The following is a 14,167-nucleotide window of genomic DNA, read 5'->3' as shown; positions in this document are numbered from 1 at the left end:
ACCCCCGAGGACGCACTCGACACCGCCTGCCACCTCCACCTCACCGGTCTCGACACCTGACACGGGCAAGCGCACGCCAAGCCCGACGTCAACCCCCGAAGGATTTACGACGCAGACCACTAAGCCGTGAGGCCCGCGACGACCGAGCGGGCCAGTTCGTCGAGGTAGGGGCCCGCCACGGGTTCGCGCACGACGACCTGGCGCCAGTACAGCGGCCCGATCGCCAGGTCGAGGGCCCTCGACGGGTCGGTCCCCGCGGCCAGTTCGCCCCGCGTGACGGCCTCGGAGACGATGCCCTCCGCCATCCGCCGCTCCCCTTCCAGGAGGGCTCCGCGCACGGCGTCCGCGAGCTCCGGGTTCCGTGCCGCCTCGACGAGCAGGTCGGGGATCACGGCGGAGGCGACCGGGTGGCTCAGCAGGTGGGACATGACCTCCAGCAGGGCCCGTACGTCCCCGTACAGCGAGCCCGTCGCCGGCGCCGGCAACCCGTCCACCGCAAAGGCTCCCACGAGGTCCAGGACCAGGTGCAGCTTGGACTTCCACCGCCGGTAGACGGCGGTCTTGCCGACGCCGGCCCGGCGTGCGACGGCCTCGATGGACATCCGGGCGAAGCCGACCGCCGCGAGTTCCTCCAGCACGGCCGCCCGGATCGCCTCGGTCACGTCCTGACGCAGTACGGCGGCCCCGGCGGGGGCCCGGCGGGCGGGGGCGGCGGGCTCGGTGGTCATGGACAGAGCATAGCCGCGCACGCCGCCCCCCACGCGTCACGACGATACGGTTGCGTTCCGACGTCTAGCATCTTAGCCTCGCCGTAGCGACGATACGGGCCCGTTCCGTCGTCGCCTGACGTCCGAACCCGTCGAAAGCGACCCCCGTGACCGCGACCACCGTGACCCACCACGCCCCCTCGCCGGCGGAGCTGGCGGCGGCCCACGGCCTGACCGTGAGCGGCGCCCGCCCCTCCCTCCCCCGCTACGTCGCGCAGCTCTGGGGCCGGCGCCACTTCGTGACGGCCCACGCCACCGCCCGGATGCAGGCCACGTACAGCACGGCCCGGCTCGGGCAGGTCTGGCACCTCGCGACCCCCCTGCTGAACGCGGCCGTCTACTACTTCATCTTCGGCATCGTGATGAAGGCGCGGCACGGCGTGCCCGACTACCTGCCGTTCCTGATCACCGGCGTCTCCGTCTGGGACTTCATCGGCAGCTCCGTCAACGCCGGCACCCGCGCCGTGCACGGCAACCTCGGCCTGGTCCGCGCCCTGCACTTCCCGCGCGCGAGCCTGCCCGTCTCCACCGTCGTCCAGCTCTTCCAGCAGCTCCTCGTCACCATGGGCGCACTGGTCGTCCTGCTGCTCGCCTTCGGGCAGACCCCCGGCCCGGCCTGGCTGCTGGCCGCGCCCACCCTGGTCCTGATGGCCGTCTTCTGTACCGGCTGCGCCCTGGTCATGGCCCGCGTCGGCGCCAAGAACCCGGACGTCAGCCAGCTGATGCCGTTCGTCCTGCGCACGTGGATGTACTCCTCGGGCGTGATGTGGTCCATCGACCAGATACTCGGCAAGGACCACCTGCCGCACTGGGTCGAGACGGCCCTGAAGCTCAACCCCGCCGCGGTCTACATCGACCTCATGCGCTTCGCCCTGATCGACGGCTTCAAGGCCGCGTCGCTCCCGCACCACGTGTGGCCGATCGCGGTCGGCTGGGCCCTGCTCGCCGGCGTCGGCGGGTTCGTCTACTTCTGGAAGGCAGAGGAGGAGTACGGCCGTGGCTGACCTCTCGATCCCGTCCCGCCCCACCCGCACCCCGGGGGCCGCGGCTCCCGACACACCCGCGTCCCGACCGTCATCGCGGACGAGGTCCACGTGGTCTACAAGGTCCACGGCGCCGGCGCCAAGGGCGGCGCCGCCGCAGCCCTCGGCCGGATCCTCTCCCGCCGGCCCGTCCCCGCCGTCCGCGAGGTGCACGCCGTCCGGGGCGTCAGCTTCACCGCGTACCGGGGCGAGGCCATCGGTCTCATCGGCACCAACGGCTCGGGAAAGTCCACCCTGCTCAAGGCCATCGCCGGCCTTCAGCCGGTGACCCGCGGCACCGTCTACTCCCACGGGCAGCCCTCCCTGCTCGGGGTGAACGCCGCCCTGATGAACGACCTGACCGGCGAGCGGAACGTCGTCCTCGGCGGTCTCGCGATGGGCATGACCCGGCAGCGGATCCGCGAGCGCTACGAGGACATCGTCGACTTCTCGGGGATCAACGAACGGCAGGACTTCACCTCGCTGCCCATGCGCACCTACTCCTCCGGCATGGCCGCCCGCCTGCGGTTCTCCATCGCCGCCGCCAAGGACCACGACGTGCTGATGATCGACGAGGCCCTGGCCACCGGGGACGCCGCGTTCCAACGCCGCAGCCAGGCGCGCATCGAGGAGCTGCGCGAGCGGGCCGGCACCGTCTTCCTCGTCAGCCACGGCATCGGCACGGTCCGCGCCACCTGTGACCGGGCCATCTGGCTGGAGTCGGGCGTGCTGCGCATGGACGGCCCGTCCGCCGAGGTCTGCGACGCGTACGAGGCCTTCAGCCGGGCGAAGTGAGCGCACCGACGCCGAAGGGGCGCCCGGGCCGGTGAGAGCCGGTCCGGGCGCCCCTTTCGCGCATGCGCCTAGACGTGCGCCCGCAGCAGGGAACGCATCGTCCGCATCGCGACGGACAGGTTCGCCAGGTCGAAGTCGTCCGAGCCCCGGATCTCCTCCAGGGTCGTCCGCGCACGCCCGATGATCGCCGCGTTCTTCTCCTCCCACGCCTTGAAGCGCTCCTCGGGAGTCGACTCGCCGTTGCCCACCGCCAGCACGTCGGCGGTCAGGGCCGCGTGCGCCGCGAACAGGTCCTCGCGGATGGAGGCGCGGGCCATGGACTGCCAGCGGTCGGACCGCGGCAGCTCGATGATCCGGTCCATCAGCTGGGTGATGTCCAGCCGGTCCGCGAGGTCGTAGTAGACCTCCGCGACGTCCAGCGGGTCGACGCTCGTACGGTCGGCGATCGCGACGATGTCGAGCGTCGGGAAGGCGGACGAGAAGCCGGCCACCTTCGCCGCCAGCTCCTCCGGCACACCCTCGCCGACCAGCTCGTCCATGATCGACCGGTACCAGTCCAGGTCCGCGCCGCGCACCAGCTTCGGCAGCTCGGCCCACACCAGCGCCACCCGCTCGCGGAAGAGCTCGATGGTCTCGGTGATCTCCAGCGGCTGCGGCCGGTTGTTCAGCAGCCAACGGGTACCGCGCTCGACCAGGCGCCGCGAGTGCAGCCGCACCCGGGTCTGGACGTCGGCGGCGACCTTGTTGTCGAGGGCCTCGACCTCGTCCCACACCCCGGCCATGCCGAAGATCTCGCGGGCCGAGAGCTGCGCCCGGACGATCTCCTCCGTGGAGGCGCCGGTCTCCTCCCGCAGACGGTGCAGGAAGGTCGTACCACCGGTGTTGACGGTGTCGTTGACCAGCAGGGTGGTGGTGATCTCCCGGCGCAGCGCGTGCGCGTCGATCTGCTCCCGGAACTTCGCGAGCAGGGCGCCCGGGAAGTACGCGTGGAGCAGGCGGCGCAGGTACGGGTCGTCCGGCAGCCCGGTGGCGATCAGCTCGTCCGCCACCGTGATCTTCGTGTAGGCGAACAGGACGGCCAGCTCGGGCTGGGTCAGCCCCTTGCCGTTGCTCAGCAGCTCGCGGATCTGCCGGTCCGTGGGCAGGAACTCCAGCCCGCGGTTGAGCAGTCCGTCCCGCTCCAGGCGGCGCATGAAGCGCTGCTGGGCGTGGAGCAGGCTGGGCGCCTGGGCGGCGCCGTTGGCCAGGGCGGTGTTCTGCGCGTAGTTGTTGCGCAGCACCAGGCGGCCGACCTCGTCGGTCATCTCGGCGAGCAGCTTGTTGCGCTGCTTGACGGTCATGTCGCCGTCCGCGACGACCGCGTTCAGCAGGATCTTGATGTTCACCTCGTGGTCGGAGGTGTCCACGCCGGCGCTGTTGTCGATGGCGTCGGTGTTGATCTTGCCGCCCTCGCCGCCGGCGCCGGTACGGGCGAACTCGATGCGGCCGAGCTGGGTCAGACCCAGGTTGCCGCCCTCGCCGATGACCTGGGCGCGGACGTCCGAACCGTTGACGCGGATGGCGTCGTTGGCCTTGTCGCCGACGTCGGCGTGCGTCTCGGCGGTCGCCTTGACGTACGTGCCGATGCCGCCGTTCCACAGCAGGTCCACGGGGGCCTGGAGGATGGCCTGCATCAGGTCGGCCGGGGTCATCTTGGTGATGCCCGCCTCGATGCCGAGGGCCGCGCGGACCTGCGCGTTGACCGGGATGGCCTTCGCGGTGCGGGGGTGGATGCCACCGCCCGCGGACAACAGCTCGGTCTTGTAGTCGGCCCACGAGGAGCGCGGCAGGTCGAACAGGCGCCGGCGCTCGGCGTAGGAGACGGCCGCGTCCGGGGTCGGGTCGATGAAGATGTGCCGGTGGTCGAAGGCGGCGACGAGGCGGATGTGCTCGGAGAGCAGCATCCCGTTGCCGAACACGTCACCGGACATGTCACCGACGCCGACGACCGTGAAGTCCTGGGTCTGGGTGTCGTGCCCCAGCTCGCGGAAGTGCCGCTTCACGGACTCCCAGGCGCCGCGGGCGGTGATGCCCATGCCCTTGTGGTCGTAGCCGGCCGAACCGCCCGAGGCGAAGGCGTCGCCCAGCCAGAAGCCGTAGGCCTCGGCGACCCCGTTGGCGATGTCGGAGAAGGTCGCGGTGCCCTTGTCCGCGGCGACGACGAGGTAGGTGTCGTCCTCGTCGTGGCGGACCACGCCCTTGGGCGGCACGACCTCGCCGGCGACCATGTTGTCGGTGATGTCGAGCAGCGCCGAGATGAAGATCTTGTACGAGGCGATGCCCTCGGCGAGCCACGCGTCGCGGTCCACCGACGGGTCGGGCAGGTTCTTGGCGACGAAGCCGCCCTTGGCGCCGACCGGCACGATCACGGTGTTCTTGACCATCTGCGCCTTGACCAGGCCGAGGACCTCCGTGCGGAAGTCCTCACGCCGGTCGGACCAGCGCAGGCCGCCTCGGGCGACCTTGCCGAAGCGCAGGTGGACGCCCTCGACGCGCGGGGAGTAGACCCAGATCTCGAACGCCGGGCGGGGCGCCGGCAGGTCCGGGATGGCCTGCGGGTCGAACTTCATCGACACGTACGCGTGCTGCTCGCCCGCGTCGTTCAACTGGAAGAAGTTCGTGCGCAGCGTCGCCTTGATGAGGGTGAGGAACGACCGCAGGATGCGGTCCTCGTCGAGGGAGGCGACCTGGTCCAGGGCCCCGTCGAGTTCCTCCAGCATCGCGTCGATCAGCTCGGTGCCCGCGGCCTGTCGGCCGGGCGACATCCGGGCCTCGAACAGCGAGACCAGCAGCCGCGTGGTGTGGACGTTGTTGCGGAGGGTGTCCTCCATGTAGTCCTGGCTGAAGGGCGAGACGGCCTGGCGCAGGTACTTCGCGTACGCGCGCAGCACCACGGCCTGGCGCCAGGTCAGCCCGGCGCTCAGCACCAGGGTGTTGAAGTTGTCGTTCTCCGCCTCGCCCTGCCAGACCGCCGCGAAGGCGTCCTGGAAGCGCTCGCGGGCGTCGTCGCCGAGGTAGGCGTCGCCGTTCCCGGAGGTGACGGGCATCCGCAGGCCGAAGTCGTAGATCCACGCGTTCGTCCGGTCGCTGCACCGCAGCTCGTACGGCCGCTCGTCGGTGACCTCGACGCCCAGGCGCTGGAGGACCGGCAGCACCGCGGACAGGGAGACCTGCTCGCCCTGGCGGTAGATCTTGAAGCGGCGTTCGCCGGGGCCCGCGCCGACGGGCTCGTACAGCGAGAGGTCGAAGTCGCTGTCCCCGGCGGACAGTCGCTCCAGCCGGACCAGGTCGGCGACGGCCGAGCGCGGCGAGTGGTCGGCCTTGTAGCCCTCGGGGAAGGAGCCCCCGTAGCGGCGCAGCAGTTCGGCGGCGCGCTCCTCGCCGGTCTCCGCGATGAGCGCCTCGCCGAAGCCGTCGGCCCAGGAGCGGGCCGCCTCGACCAGGCGGGCCTCGATGCGGTCCACGTCGGCGTCGGTCAGGACGGGCAGTTCCTTGCCCTGCGGGACGCGGACGACGAAGTGGATGCGGGAGAGGATCGACTCGGTGTTCCAGGCGGTGAAGTCGACGCTGGTGCCGTCGAGCTCCTCCTTGAGGATGTCGATCAGGCGCAGCCGGACGCCGGTGGTGTACCGGTCGCGCGGCAGGTAGACGAGCGCGGAGTAGTAGCGCCCGTACTCGTCCTGGCGCAGGTACAGCCGCAGCCGGCGGCGCTCCTGGAGGTACAGGACGGAGGTGACGATGGCCCGGAGCTGGTCGACGGGCGTCTGGAACAGCTCGTCGCGCGGGTAGGTCTCCAGGATCTGGAGCAGGTCGCGGCCGTCGTGGCTGCTCGGCGCGAAGCCGGCGCCGTCGAGCACCTCGACGACCTTGCGACGGATGACGGGGACCCGGCGCACCGACTCGGTGTACGCGGCGGAGGAGAACAGGCCGAGGAAGCGGCGCTCGCCGACGACGTTGCCGTCGGCGTCGAACTTCTTCACGCCGACGTAGTCGAGGTACGAGGGGCGGTGCACGGTGGAGCGGCTGTTGGCCTTGGTGAGGACGAGCAGGCGGTGCTCGCGGGCCTTGGCGCGCGCGTCGGCCGGCAGCCGGTTGAAGGACGGCGAGACGGGGTGGCCGTCCTCCTTGCCGCTGTGCAGCGGGTCGGAGCGCAGGATGCCGAGGCCGGTGCCGGGCACGGCGGAGAGGGAGTCCCCGTCGACCAGGTTGTACTCGCGGTAGCCGAGGAAGGTGAAGTGGTCGTCGGCGAGCCAGCGCAGCAGCTCGCGGGCCTCTTCGAGCTCGTACTCGCGCAGGTCGGGCGCGGTGGGCTCGTTCGGCAGTTCCTCCGCGATGCGCATGGCCGCGTCACGCATCTTCTCCCAGTCCTCGACGGACTCGCGGACGTCGGACAGGACGCGCAGCAGGTCGGCGGTGATCTGCTTGAGGTCCGCCCGGTCGGTCTCGCGGTCGATCTCGACGTGGATCCAGGACTCGACGAGGGAGTCGTGGGGGCGGTCGGTCTTGGGCCCGTGCGCGTCGCAGTCGGGGCCGAGGATCTCGATCAGCTTGCCGGTGACGTCACGCCGCACGACGACCTGCGGGTGGATCACGACGTGGATGCCGCGTCCCTGGCGGGACAGCTCGTTGGTGACGCTGTCCACGAGGAACGGCATGTCGTCGGTGACCACCTCGACGACCGAGTGGCTGGAGGTCCAGCCGTTCTCCTCGACCGTGGGGGTGTGCACGCGGACGTTCGCGGTGCCCTGGGGGCGCTTCTCCGCGAGCCGGTAGTGCGAGAGCGCCGCGCCGAACACGTCGACCGGATCCCGGTCGGCGAGGTCCTCCGGCGCGGTGTGCAGGTAGTAGCGCTGGAGGTAGGACAGCGTGGTGCCCCGGTCGGGCCGCTCCCCTTGCTCGGACCCAGACGGAAGTAGCCCCCCGGCCGGGCTGTTCTCAGCTACCCGGGCCGCCCGTGAAAGCAGCTCGGCCTTTGCTTCGTCCAGCTTGGTCTGCATGTCCTCTGGCTCCTGTCGCGCGCCATTGCGTGACGTAGGTGAAGGAAGGAATGACATGGCGGCGCGACGCGGGCCGCGAGGCGGGATGTCCGTTCGGGATCGACGCCATGTCGTCGAGAGAGGCCACCGGAAGCGAATCGGCCAAGATCGGCACGTGGTTCCGGCAGCGGAGATCGGCGAAGGCCCGGGCACGTTCGTGCGCCGGGCGCGTGCCGGGGGCTTCAGTGCCCCCGAGGACTATCGCGCTGATCACGGGTACCAGGCTATCCCCACCCACCCCGTGCTCGTCATGAGCTGCATGTGTACAAATCCGGGGGTGGAACTTTGACACTCTGGACAGCGACGTGCCCGGCCACACGTGCACGCCGCCTCCAGACACCCGTGTCACGTGCCTATTCGGCCATTTCGCGAGCTGTGGCGACGGCTTCCGCCAGCGTGTCCACGACGGGCACGCCGGCTGATTCGAGACTGCCGCGGCTGTGCGAGCCTCCGGTGTACAGCACGGCCCGCGCGCCCACGTGGGCGGCCGCGAGGGCGTCGTCCACGGCGTCTCCGATGAGGACCGTACGGTCGGCCGTCACACCCGCCGCCTCCATGGCGGCCATATGGCGTACGAGATGGCCCGCCTTCGTGGTGTGCGAGGGTCCCGTGCGGCCGTCGACGCGGAGGAAGTGCGTGTCGATGCCGTGCGTCCGGACCAGCGGCACCAGCTTGTCGTGGGGCGCGAGGGACAGCAGGGACTGCGTCGACCCGGCTCCCTGCCAGCCCCGGAGCAGCTCCAGGGCGCCCTCGGCGAGCCTGGCGGTCTCGGCGGAGGACCAGTAGTGCCGGTGGAAGGTCTCGTCCATGACGAGCCACTCCGCCTCGGTGGGCATCCTGCCCATCAGCCGTTCGTAGAACTTCGGGACCGGGACCACGTACAGCTCGCGGTACGTCTCCAGGGTGATCGGCGCGAAGCCGAACTCCGCGAAGGAGGCGTTGGTCGCGAGGATGACGGCGTCGATGTCATGGAGCAGCGTCCCGTTCCAGTCCCACACGATGTGCGGACCACGACGTGTCGTCGCGCTCACGTCACTCACGTCGCTCACGTCAGTCACTTCGGCCGCTTCGATCGCTTCGATCGCTTCGATCGCTTCCGTCACTTCAGCAACCCCGGAATCTCCTGCACCCCGAACCACAGCAGCTCGTGGTCCTCGGCGCCGTCCACCAGGGACAGCGCGTCGTCGTCCCCCGCGTCGGCCGCCTCGACGGCCCCGACGGCGGCCGTGACGTCCTCCAGCGCGTCATCGGCGTCCACGTGCACCGCGGCGGCCACGGAGAGCCGTACGGAGCTCCCCAGCGACACCTGCCCGAGGGCGGCCTCGTCGTTCCCGGGCGCGACGGTGGCGGCCCGGTCGTCGACGTCGAAGGCCACGACGACCCGCCTGCGCGGGGCGTCCGCGTCGGCGGCGATCATCCGCAGGGAGGCGAGTGCGGCGCGGCCGAGGGCCGCGTACTCCAGCTCCTCCATGTCGTCGGACACGTACCACTCGCGCAGCCCGGGGGTGACCGCGTAGGCGCGCAGCGGAGCGGGACCCAGCTCGCCCGCCTTGTGCACCTCGGCGAGCCCGGGGACGGTCAGGGGGACGTACACGCGCATGGCCGGCTGCTTTCGGTAGTCGGGAACGCCCTCAGGATACGACCGGCCCGCCCGATTGCCGATGCCCCCTCACGGCGGGTGCTCCCGGCGGGCGTGCCACCGCGTCCGGTGACGACGACGGTCCCCCTTCGGGGTGGCGGGTGCGGGTCGCGGCGCGTCCACCCGGTGCCCGCGGCGGGCCCGGGGACGGGGCGGCGGCTTCGGGGTTCCCACCCGGATAGGTGAAGGCGGCCGGGGTCCGGGGGGAGCGCCCGGGCCCGTTGCGGAGCGTGTTCGGCGGGCCGTACAAGTAACCCGACCAAGTTACCGCCCGGTACCCCAGGTGCCGGGCCCGCACTCCCCGGGGACGACCACCATGAGCAGGACGAGGACCACCACCCGCCCTCCCGGCCGCCACGACCAGCGCCACCCCGGGCGCCCCCGCACCGCGCGGGGCCCGCACGACTGGTTCGCCGAACGCCTCCTGGCGGTCCTCAGCGGCCGTCGCCCCGTGCACTCGCTGCTGGGCCACACCGTCGGCCCCGCGTACGAGCAGCTCGTCACCCTGGCCCCCGCGGGCCCCCTCCGCGACCGGCTCCTCCCGGTCCTGCGCCACTGCGGCCGCTTCCACCCCGGCCCGGGGGTCATCGAGGCCTTCGCCCGCATCGCCACGGGCGACCGCGTCTCGGCGATGGCCTTCCGCCTGGAACAGGGCCCGGACCTCCGCTGGCGCTGCGCAGCCATCGAAATCCAGGGCCCCCGCCCCTGACCCCGGACACCGGGCCCCCTTCCAGCCCCGCCGCCCCGCGAGCCCTGACCCTGACCCCGGCCCATCCCAGCCCCGCCAGCGTTTCAGGCGCGGGGCCGGTCCGGCCCATCCCAGCCCCGCCGGCGTTTGAGGCGCGGGGTCCGGGGCGGAGCCCCGAAAGCCCGGCGCAGCCGGGGCCGCCCCGCGCCACGGCGCCGCACAGACTCCGCGCAACGGGCCCCGCACAGGCCCCGCGCAACGGCCCGCAATGCCCCCGCAGGCCCCGGCCCCGGACACAACACCGCCGGGGCCGGACACCCGTACCACGGTGTCCGACCCCGGCGAGGTCACTCGTCCCGACGGGCCGCCAGGCCAACAGGCCACGGTCCCGGCGGGGCGGGGCTACTTCTTGCGCCGCCGACCGCCGGAGGCCTTCTGCGCCTTGCGCCGCTCCGCCCGCGTCATGCCGTCGCCGTCGCCGCCGCCCTCGTTCTCGAAGTCGCCCTCGACGACCCCGCCCTCCCCGTCCACGGACGGGGCGGAGAAGTGCAGCCGGTCCGGCCGCTGCGGCGCGTCCAGGCCCTTGGCCCGGATCTCCGGCTTGGCCAGGGACGGGCCGGCGTCCTGCACGGGAAGCTCCTCGACCTGCTGCTCGACCTGGACCTCCAGGTTGAACAGGTAGCCGACGGACTCTTCCTTGATGCCTTCCTGCATGGCGTTGAACATGTCGAAGCCCTCGCGCTGGTACTCGACCAGCGGGTCCTTCTGGGCCATCGCGCGCAGGCCGATGCCTTCCTGCAGGTAGTCCATCTCGTACAGGTGCTCACGCCACTTGCGGTCCAGGACGGACAGCACGACGCGCCGCTCCAGCTCGCGCATGATGTCGGAGCCGAGCGTCTTCTCGCGCGTCTCGTACTGCTCGTGGATGTCGTCCTTGACGGACTCGGCGATGAACTCGGCGGTGATGCCCGCTCGGTCGCCGGCGGCCTCCTCCAGCTCCTCGACGGTGACCTTCACCGGGTAGAGCTGCCGGAAGGCGCCCCACAGGCGGTCCAGGTCCCATTCCTCGGCGAAGCCCTCGACCGTCTCGGCAGCGATGTACGCGTCGATGGTGTCGTCCATCATGAAGCGCACCTGCTCCTGCAGGTCCTCGCCCTCCAGGACGCGACGGCGCTCGCTGTAGATGACCTCGCGCTGGCTGTTGAGGACCTCGTCGTACTTCAGGACGTTCTTGCGCGTCTCGAAGTTCTGGGTCTCGACCTGCGACTGGGCCGACGCGATCGCGCGCGTCACCATCTTGTTCTCGATCGGAACGTCGTCCGGCACGTTGGCCATCGCCATGACCCGCTCGACCATCTGCGCCTTGAACAGACGCATCAGGTCGTCGCCCAGCGACAGGTAGAAGCGGGACTCGCCCGGGTCGCCCTGACGGCCGGAACGACCGCGCAGCTGGTTGTCGATGCGGCGCGACTCGTGCCGCTCGGTGCCCAGCACGTACAGCCCGCCGAGGTCCTTGACCTCCTCGAACTCGGCCTTCACGGCCGCCTCCGCGCGGATCAGCGCCTCGGGCAGGGCGTGCGCCCACTCCTCGATGTGCTCCTCCGGGTCGAGACCGCGCTGGCGCAGCTCGGCCTCGGCCAGGTCGTCCGGGTTGCCGCCGAGCTTGATGTCGGTACCGCGACCGGCCATGTTCGTGGCGACGGTGACGGCGCCGCGGCGACCGGCCTGCGCGACGATCGAGGCCTCGCGCTCGTGCTGCTTGGCGTTCAGCACCTCGTGCGGGATGCCGCGCTTGGAGAGCTGCTGGGAGAGGTACTCGGACTTCTCGACCGACGTCGTGCCGACGAGGATCGGCTGGCCCTTCTCGTGCTTCTCCGCGATGTCGTCGACGACGGCGGCGAACTTCGCGACCTCGGTGCGGTAGATCAGGTCCGCCTGGTCCTTGCGGACCATGTCGCGGTTGGTCGGGATCGGGACGACACCGAGCTTGTAGATCTGGTGGAACTCGGCGGCCTCGGTCATGGCCGTACCGGTCATGCCCGACAGCTTCGAGTAGAGGCGGAAGAAGTTCTGCAGGGTGATCGTGGCGAGGGTCTGGTTCTCGTCCTTGATGTCCACCCCTTCCTTCGCCTCGATCGCCTGGTGCATGCCCTCGTTGTAGCGGCGGCCGGCGAGGATGCGGCCGGTGTGCTCGTCGACGATCATGACTTCGCCGTCGATGACGACGTAGTCCTTGTCGTTCTTGAAGAGTTCCTTGGCCTTGATGGCGTTGTTCAGGTAGCCGACGAGCGGGGTGTTCACCGACTCGTAGAGGTTCTCGATGCCGAGCCAGTCCTCGACCTTCGCGACACCGGCCTCGTGGATGGCGACGGTGCGCTTCTTCTCGTCGACCTCGTAGTCGCCGGTCTCCTCGATGCCCTTGAGGGGCTGACCGGCCTCGCCCTTGGTCAGGCGGTTGACGAGCTTCGCGAAGTCGGCGTACCACTTCGTCGCCTGGTCGGCCGGGCCGGAGATGATCAGCGGCGTACGGGCCTCGTCGACCAGGATCGAGTCGACCTCGTCGACCACGGCGAAGTTGTGGCCGCGCTGGACCAGCTCGTCCTGCGACCACGCCATGTTGTCGCGCAGGTAGTCGAAGCCGAACTCGTTGTTCGTGCCGTAGGTGATGTCGGCGCTGTACTGCTCGCGACGCTGGGCCGGCGACATGTTCGCCAGGATGCAGCCGACGTCGAGGCCGAGGAACTTGTGCACCCGGCCCATGAGCTCCGAGTCGCGCTCGGCGAGGTAGTCGTTCACCGTGATCAGGTGGACGCCCTTGCCGGACAGCGCGTTCAGGTACGCGGGGAGGGTGCCGACGAGCGTCTTGCCCTCACCGGTCTTCATCTCGGCGACGTAGCCGAGGTGCAGCGCCGCGCCGCCCATGATCTGGACGTCGTAGTGCCGCTGACCGAGGACGCGCTTGGCGGCCTCGCGCGTGGTCGCGAAGGCCTCGGGCAGCAGGTCGTCCAGGCTCTCGCCGTCCTGGTACCGCTGCTTGTACTCGTCCGTGAGGGCCCGCAACTCGGCGTCGGAGAGGTTGACGAAGTCCTCTTCGATGGAGTTGACCTGGTCCGCGATGCGGTGCAGTTTGCGCAGGATCTTGCCTTCGCCTGCACGCATGAGCTTGTTGAAGACGGACACCGAGGTTTGTCTCCTTGCCGGTCGGGCCTGGCACTGGTTCGTGCGCGGGCACGGAGGGTGGGCCCCACCGCAACGGCCATCGTAAGCGAGGACACGGTCGCGTCGGGAGGTCCGCACTATCCGTAGGACACGGGTGCCCGGAATGAGAACGTACGGGGGGCACCGAAGGTGCCGGTGTCGACGAAAACTGTTGGCCTGCCGATCCCGCCCGTACCAGAATCCGTGCATGGAGCCCACGACACTGACCACCGCGCGTCTGCACCTGCGCCCCTTCGTCCCGGCCGACGCCGACGAGGTCTACGCGGCCGCCCAGGACCCCGACGTCCAACGGTGGACCCTCGTCCCCTCCCCGTACGAGCGGGTGCACGCCGACACCTTCGTGGGCGAGATCTCCCCGACGGGCTGGCGCGAGGGCACCGGGTACAGCTTCGCCGTGCGCCTCGGCGCGGACGGCCCGCTCGTCGCGGCCATCGGCGTGCACGTGCGCGTGGTCGACGGGGAGAACGGCTACGAGGTCGGCTACTGGGCGACCAAGGAGCACCGCGGCAACGGCCACATGACCGAGGCCCTGGGCGCCGTCGCCCGCTGGGCCTTCACCGAGCTGGGCGCGCCCCGCCTGGAATGGCGGGCCGAGGTCGGCAACGCGGGCTCGCGCGCCGTCGCGGAGAAGGCCGGCTTCCGCTTCGAGGGCCTGCTGCGCGCCGGTCTGGTCAAGCGCGGCACCGTACGGGACTGCTGGATCGGCGCCCTGCTCCCCGAGGACCTCGGGTTGCCGTCGCCGCTCGCCTACCTGCCGTCGCCCTCGGCGTGACGGCCCGTGGGGCGCGAGGGGCCGCGGGGTCGCGAGGGGCCGCGGGGTCCTGATGTCAGTGGCACCCCCTAGTGCTGCACCGCGAAAGTTCGTGGAGGGGGGTTGGGCCGGTCAGGCCGGGCTGCCGAGGTAGAGGGTGCCGGCGCAGGTAAGGCAGTCCTCGGGACTGCCGATGGGGAGGCCGGTGGGG

General features: G+C 70.9%; 9 protein-coding genes. 4 read left to right on the top strand and 5 right to left on the bottom strand.

Annotation, left to right across the window (positions count from 1 at the left end):
• Positions 1 to 119: 119 nt before the first annotated feature.
• Positions 120 to 728 (bottom strand): TetR/AcrR family transcriptional regulator, encoded by a 609-nt coding sequence (locus tag OTB19_RS38730; protein WP_267803491.1) that lies wholly within the window; start codon positions 726 to 728, stop codon positions 120 to 122.
• Between the two features lie 146 nt (positions 729 to 874).
• On the opposite strand from OTB19_RS38730, the gene OTB19_RS38725 reads away from it, so the two are divergent.
• Entirely contained in the window at positions 875 to 1,771 is an 897-nt protein-coding gene (locus OTB19_RS38725) for an ABC transporter permease (protein WP_267803490.1), read from the top strand.
• Between the two features lie 90 nt (positions 1,772 to 1,861).
• Positions 1,862 to 2,584: an ABC transporter ATP-binding protein gene (locus tag OTB19_RS38720; RefSeq protein WP_267803489.1), complete on the top strand. Its 723-nt coding sequence runs from the start codon at positions 1,862 to 1,864 to the stop codon at positions 2,582 to 2,584.
• A gap of 68 nt (positions 2,585 to 2,652) precedes the next feature.
• On the opposite strand, the gene OTB19_RS38715 is transcribed toward OTB19_RS38720, so the two are convergent.
• The 3 genes from OTB19_RS38715 to OTB19_RS38705 all read right to left on the bottom strand — a co-directional run bounded on the left by OTB19_RS38715 (position 2,653) and on the right by OTB19_RS38705 (position 9,259).
• Positions 2,653 to 7,620 (bottom strand): NAD-glutamate dehydrogenase, encoded by a 4,968-nt coding sequence (locus tag OTB19_RS38715; RefSeq protein WP_267803488.1) that lies wholly within the window; start codon positions 7,618 to 7,620, stop codon positions 2,653 to 2,655.
• Between the two features lie 392 nt (positions 7,621 to 8,012).
• Entirely contained in the window at positions 8,013 to 8,708 is a 696-nt protein-coding gene (locus OTB19_RS38710) for an HAD family hydrolase (protein WP_267803487.1), read from the bottom strand.
• A gap of 50 nt (positions 8,709 to 8,758) precedes the next feature.
• Positions 8,759 to 9,259, bottom strand: coding sequence for a DUF6912 family protein (locus OTB19_RS38705; protein ID WP_267803486.1), 501 nt, complete (start codon positions 9,257 to 9,259; stop codon positions 8,759 to 8,761).
• Positions 9,260 to 9,614: 355 nt separating this feature from the next.
• Between OTB19_RS38705 and OTB19_RS38700 the strand changes: the two genes are divergently transcribed.
• Entirely contained in the window at positions 9,615 to 10,007 is a 393-nt protein-coding gene (locus OTB19_RS38700) for an Rv3235 family protein (RefSeq protein WP_267803485.1), read from the top strand.
• A gap of 381 nt (positions 10,008 to 10,388) precedes the next feature.
• Here OTB19_RS38700 and secA read toward each other — a convergent pair whose 3' ends face one another.
• Complete coding sequence (secA, locus tag OTB19_RS38695; protein WP_267803484.1) at positions 10,389 to 13,166, bottom strand: preprotein translocase subunit SecA; 2,778 nt, start codon at positions 13,164 to 13,166, stop codon at positions 10,389 to 10,391.
• 226 nt (positions 13,167 to 13,392) lie between these two features.
• Between secA and OTB19_RS38690 the strand changes: the two genes are divergently transcribed.
• A complete protein-coding gene (locus OTB19_RS38690) occupies positions 13,393 to 13,977 on the top strand; it encodes a GNAT family N-acetyltransferase (protein WP_267803483.1) in 585 nt (194 codons plus the stop codon).
• Positions 13,978 to 14,167 lie beyond the last annotated feature (190 nt).

This window comes from Streptomyces sp. H27-H5 (assembly GCF_026627505.1).
GTDB lineage: Bacteria > Actinomycetota > Actinomycetes > Streptomycetales > Streptomycetaceae > Streptomyces.
Note: the sequence above shows the minus strand (reverse complement) of the source record. Positions and strands in the feature narration are given on the sequence as shown.

Bases quoted from the DNA above. Each gene is read 5' to 3' on its own strand.
- OTB19_RS38705 (WP_267803486.1), bottom strand. From the start codon at position 9,259: ATGCGCGTGTACGTCCCCCTGACCGTCCCCGGGCTCGCCGAGGTGCAC.
- OTB19_RS38730 (WP_267803491.1), bottom strand. From the start codon at position 728: ATGACCACCGAGCCCGCCGCCCCCGCCCGCCGGGCCCCCGCCGGGGCC.
- OTB19_RS38715 (WP_267803488.1), bottom strand. From the start codon at position 7,620: ATGCAGACCAAGCTGGACGAAGCAAAGGCCGAGCTGCTTTCACGGGCG.
- OTB19_RS38700 (WP_267803485.1), top strand. From the start codon at position 9,615: ATGAGCAGGACGAGGACCACCACCCGCCCTCCCGGCCGCCACGACCAG.
- OTB19_RS38690 (WP_267803483.1), top strand. From the start codon at position 13,393: ATGGAGCCCACGACACTGACCACCGCGCGTCTGCACCTGCGCCCCTTC.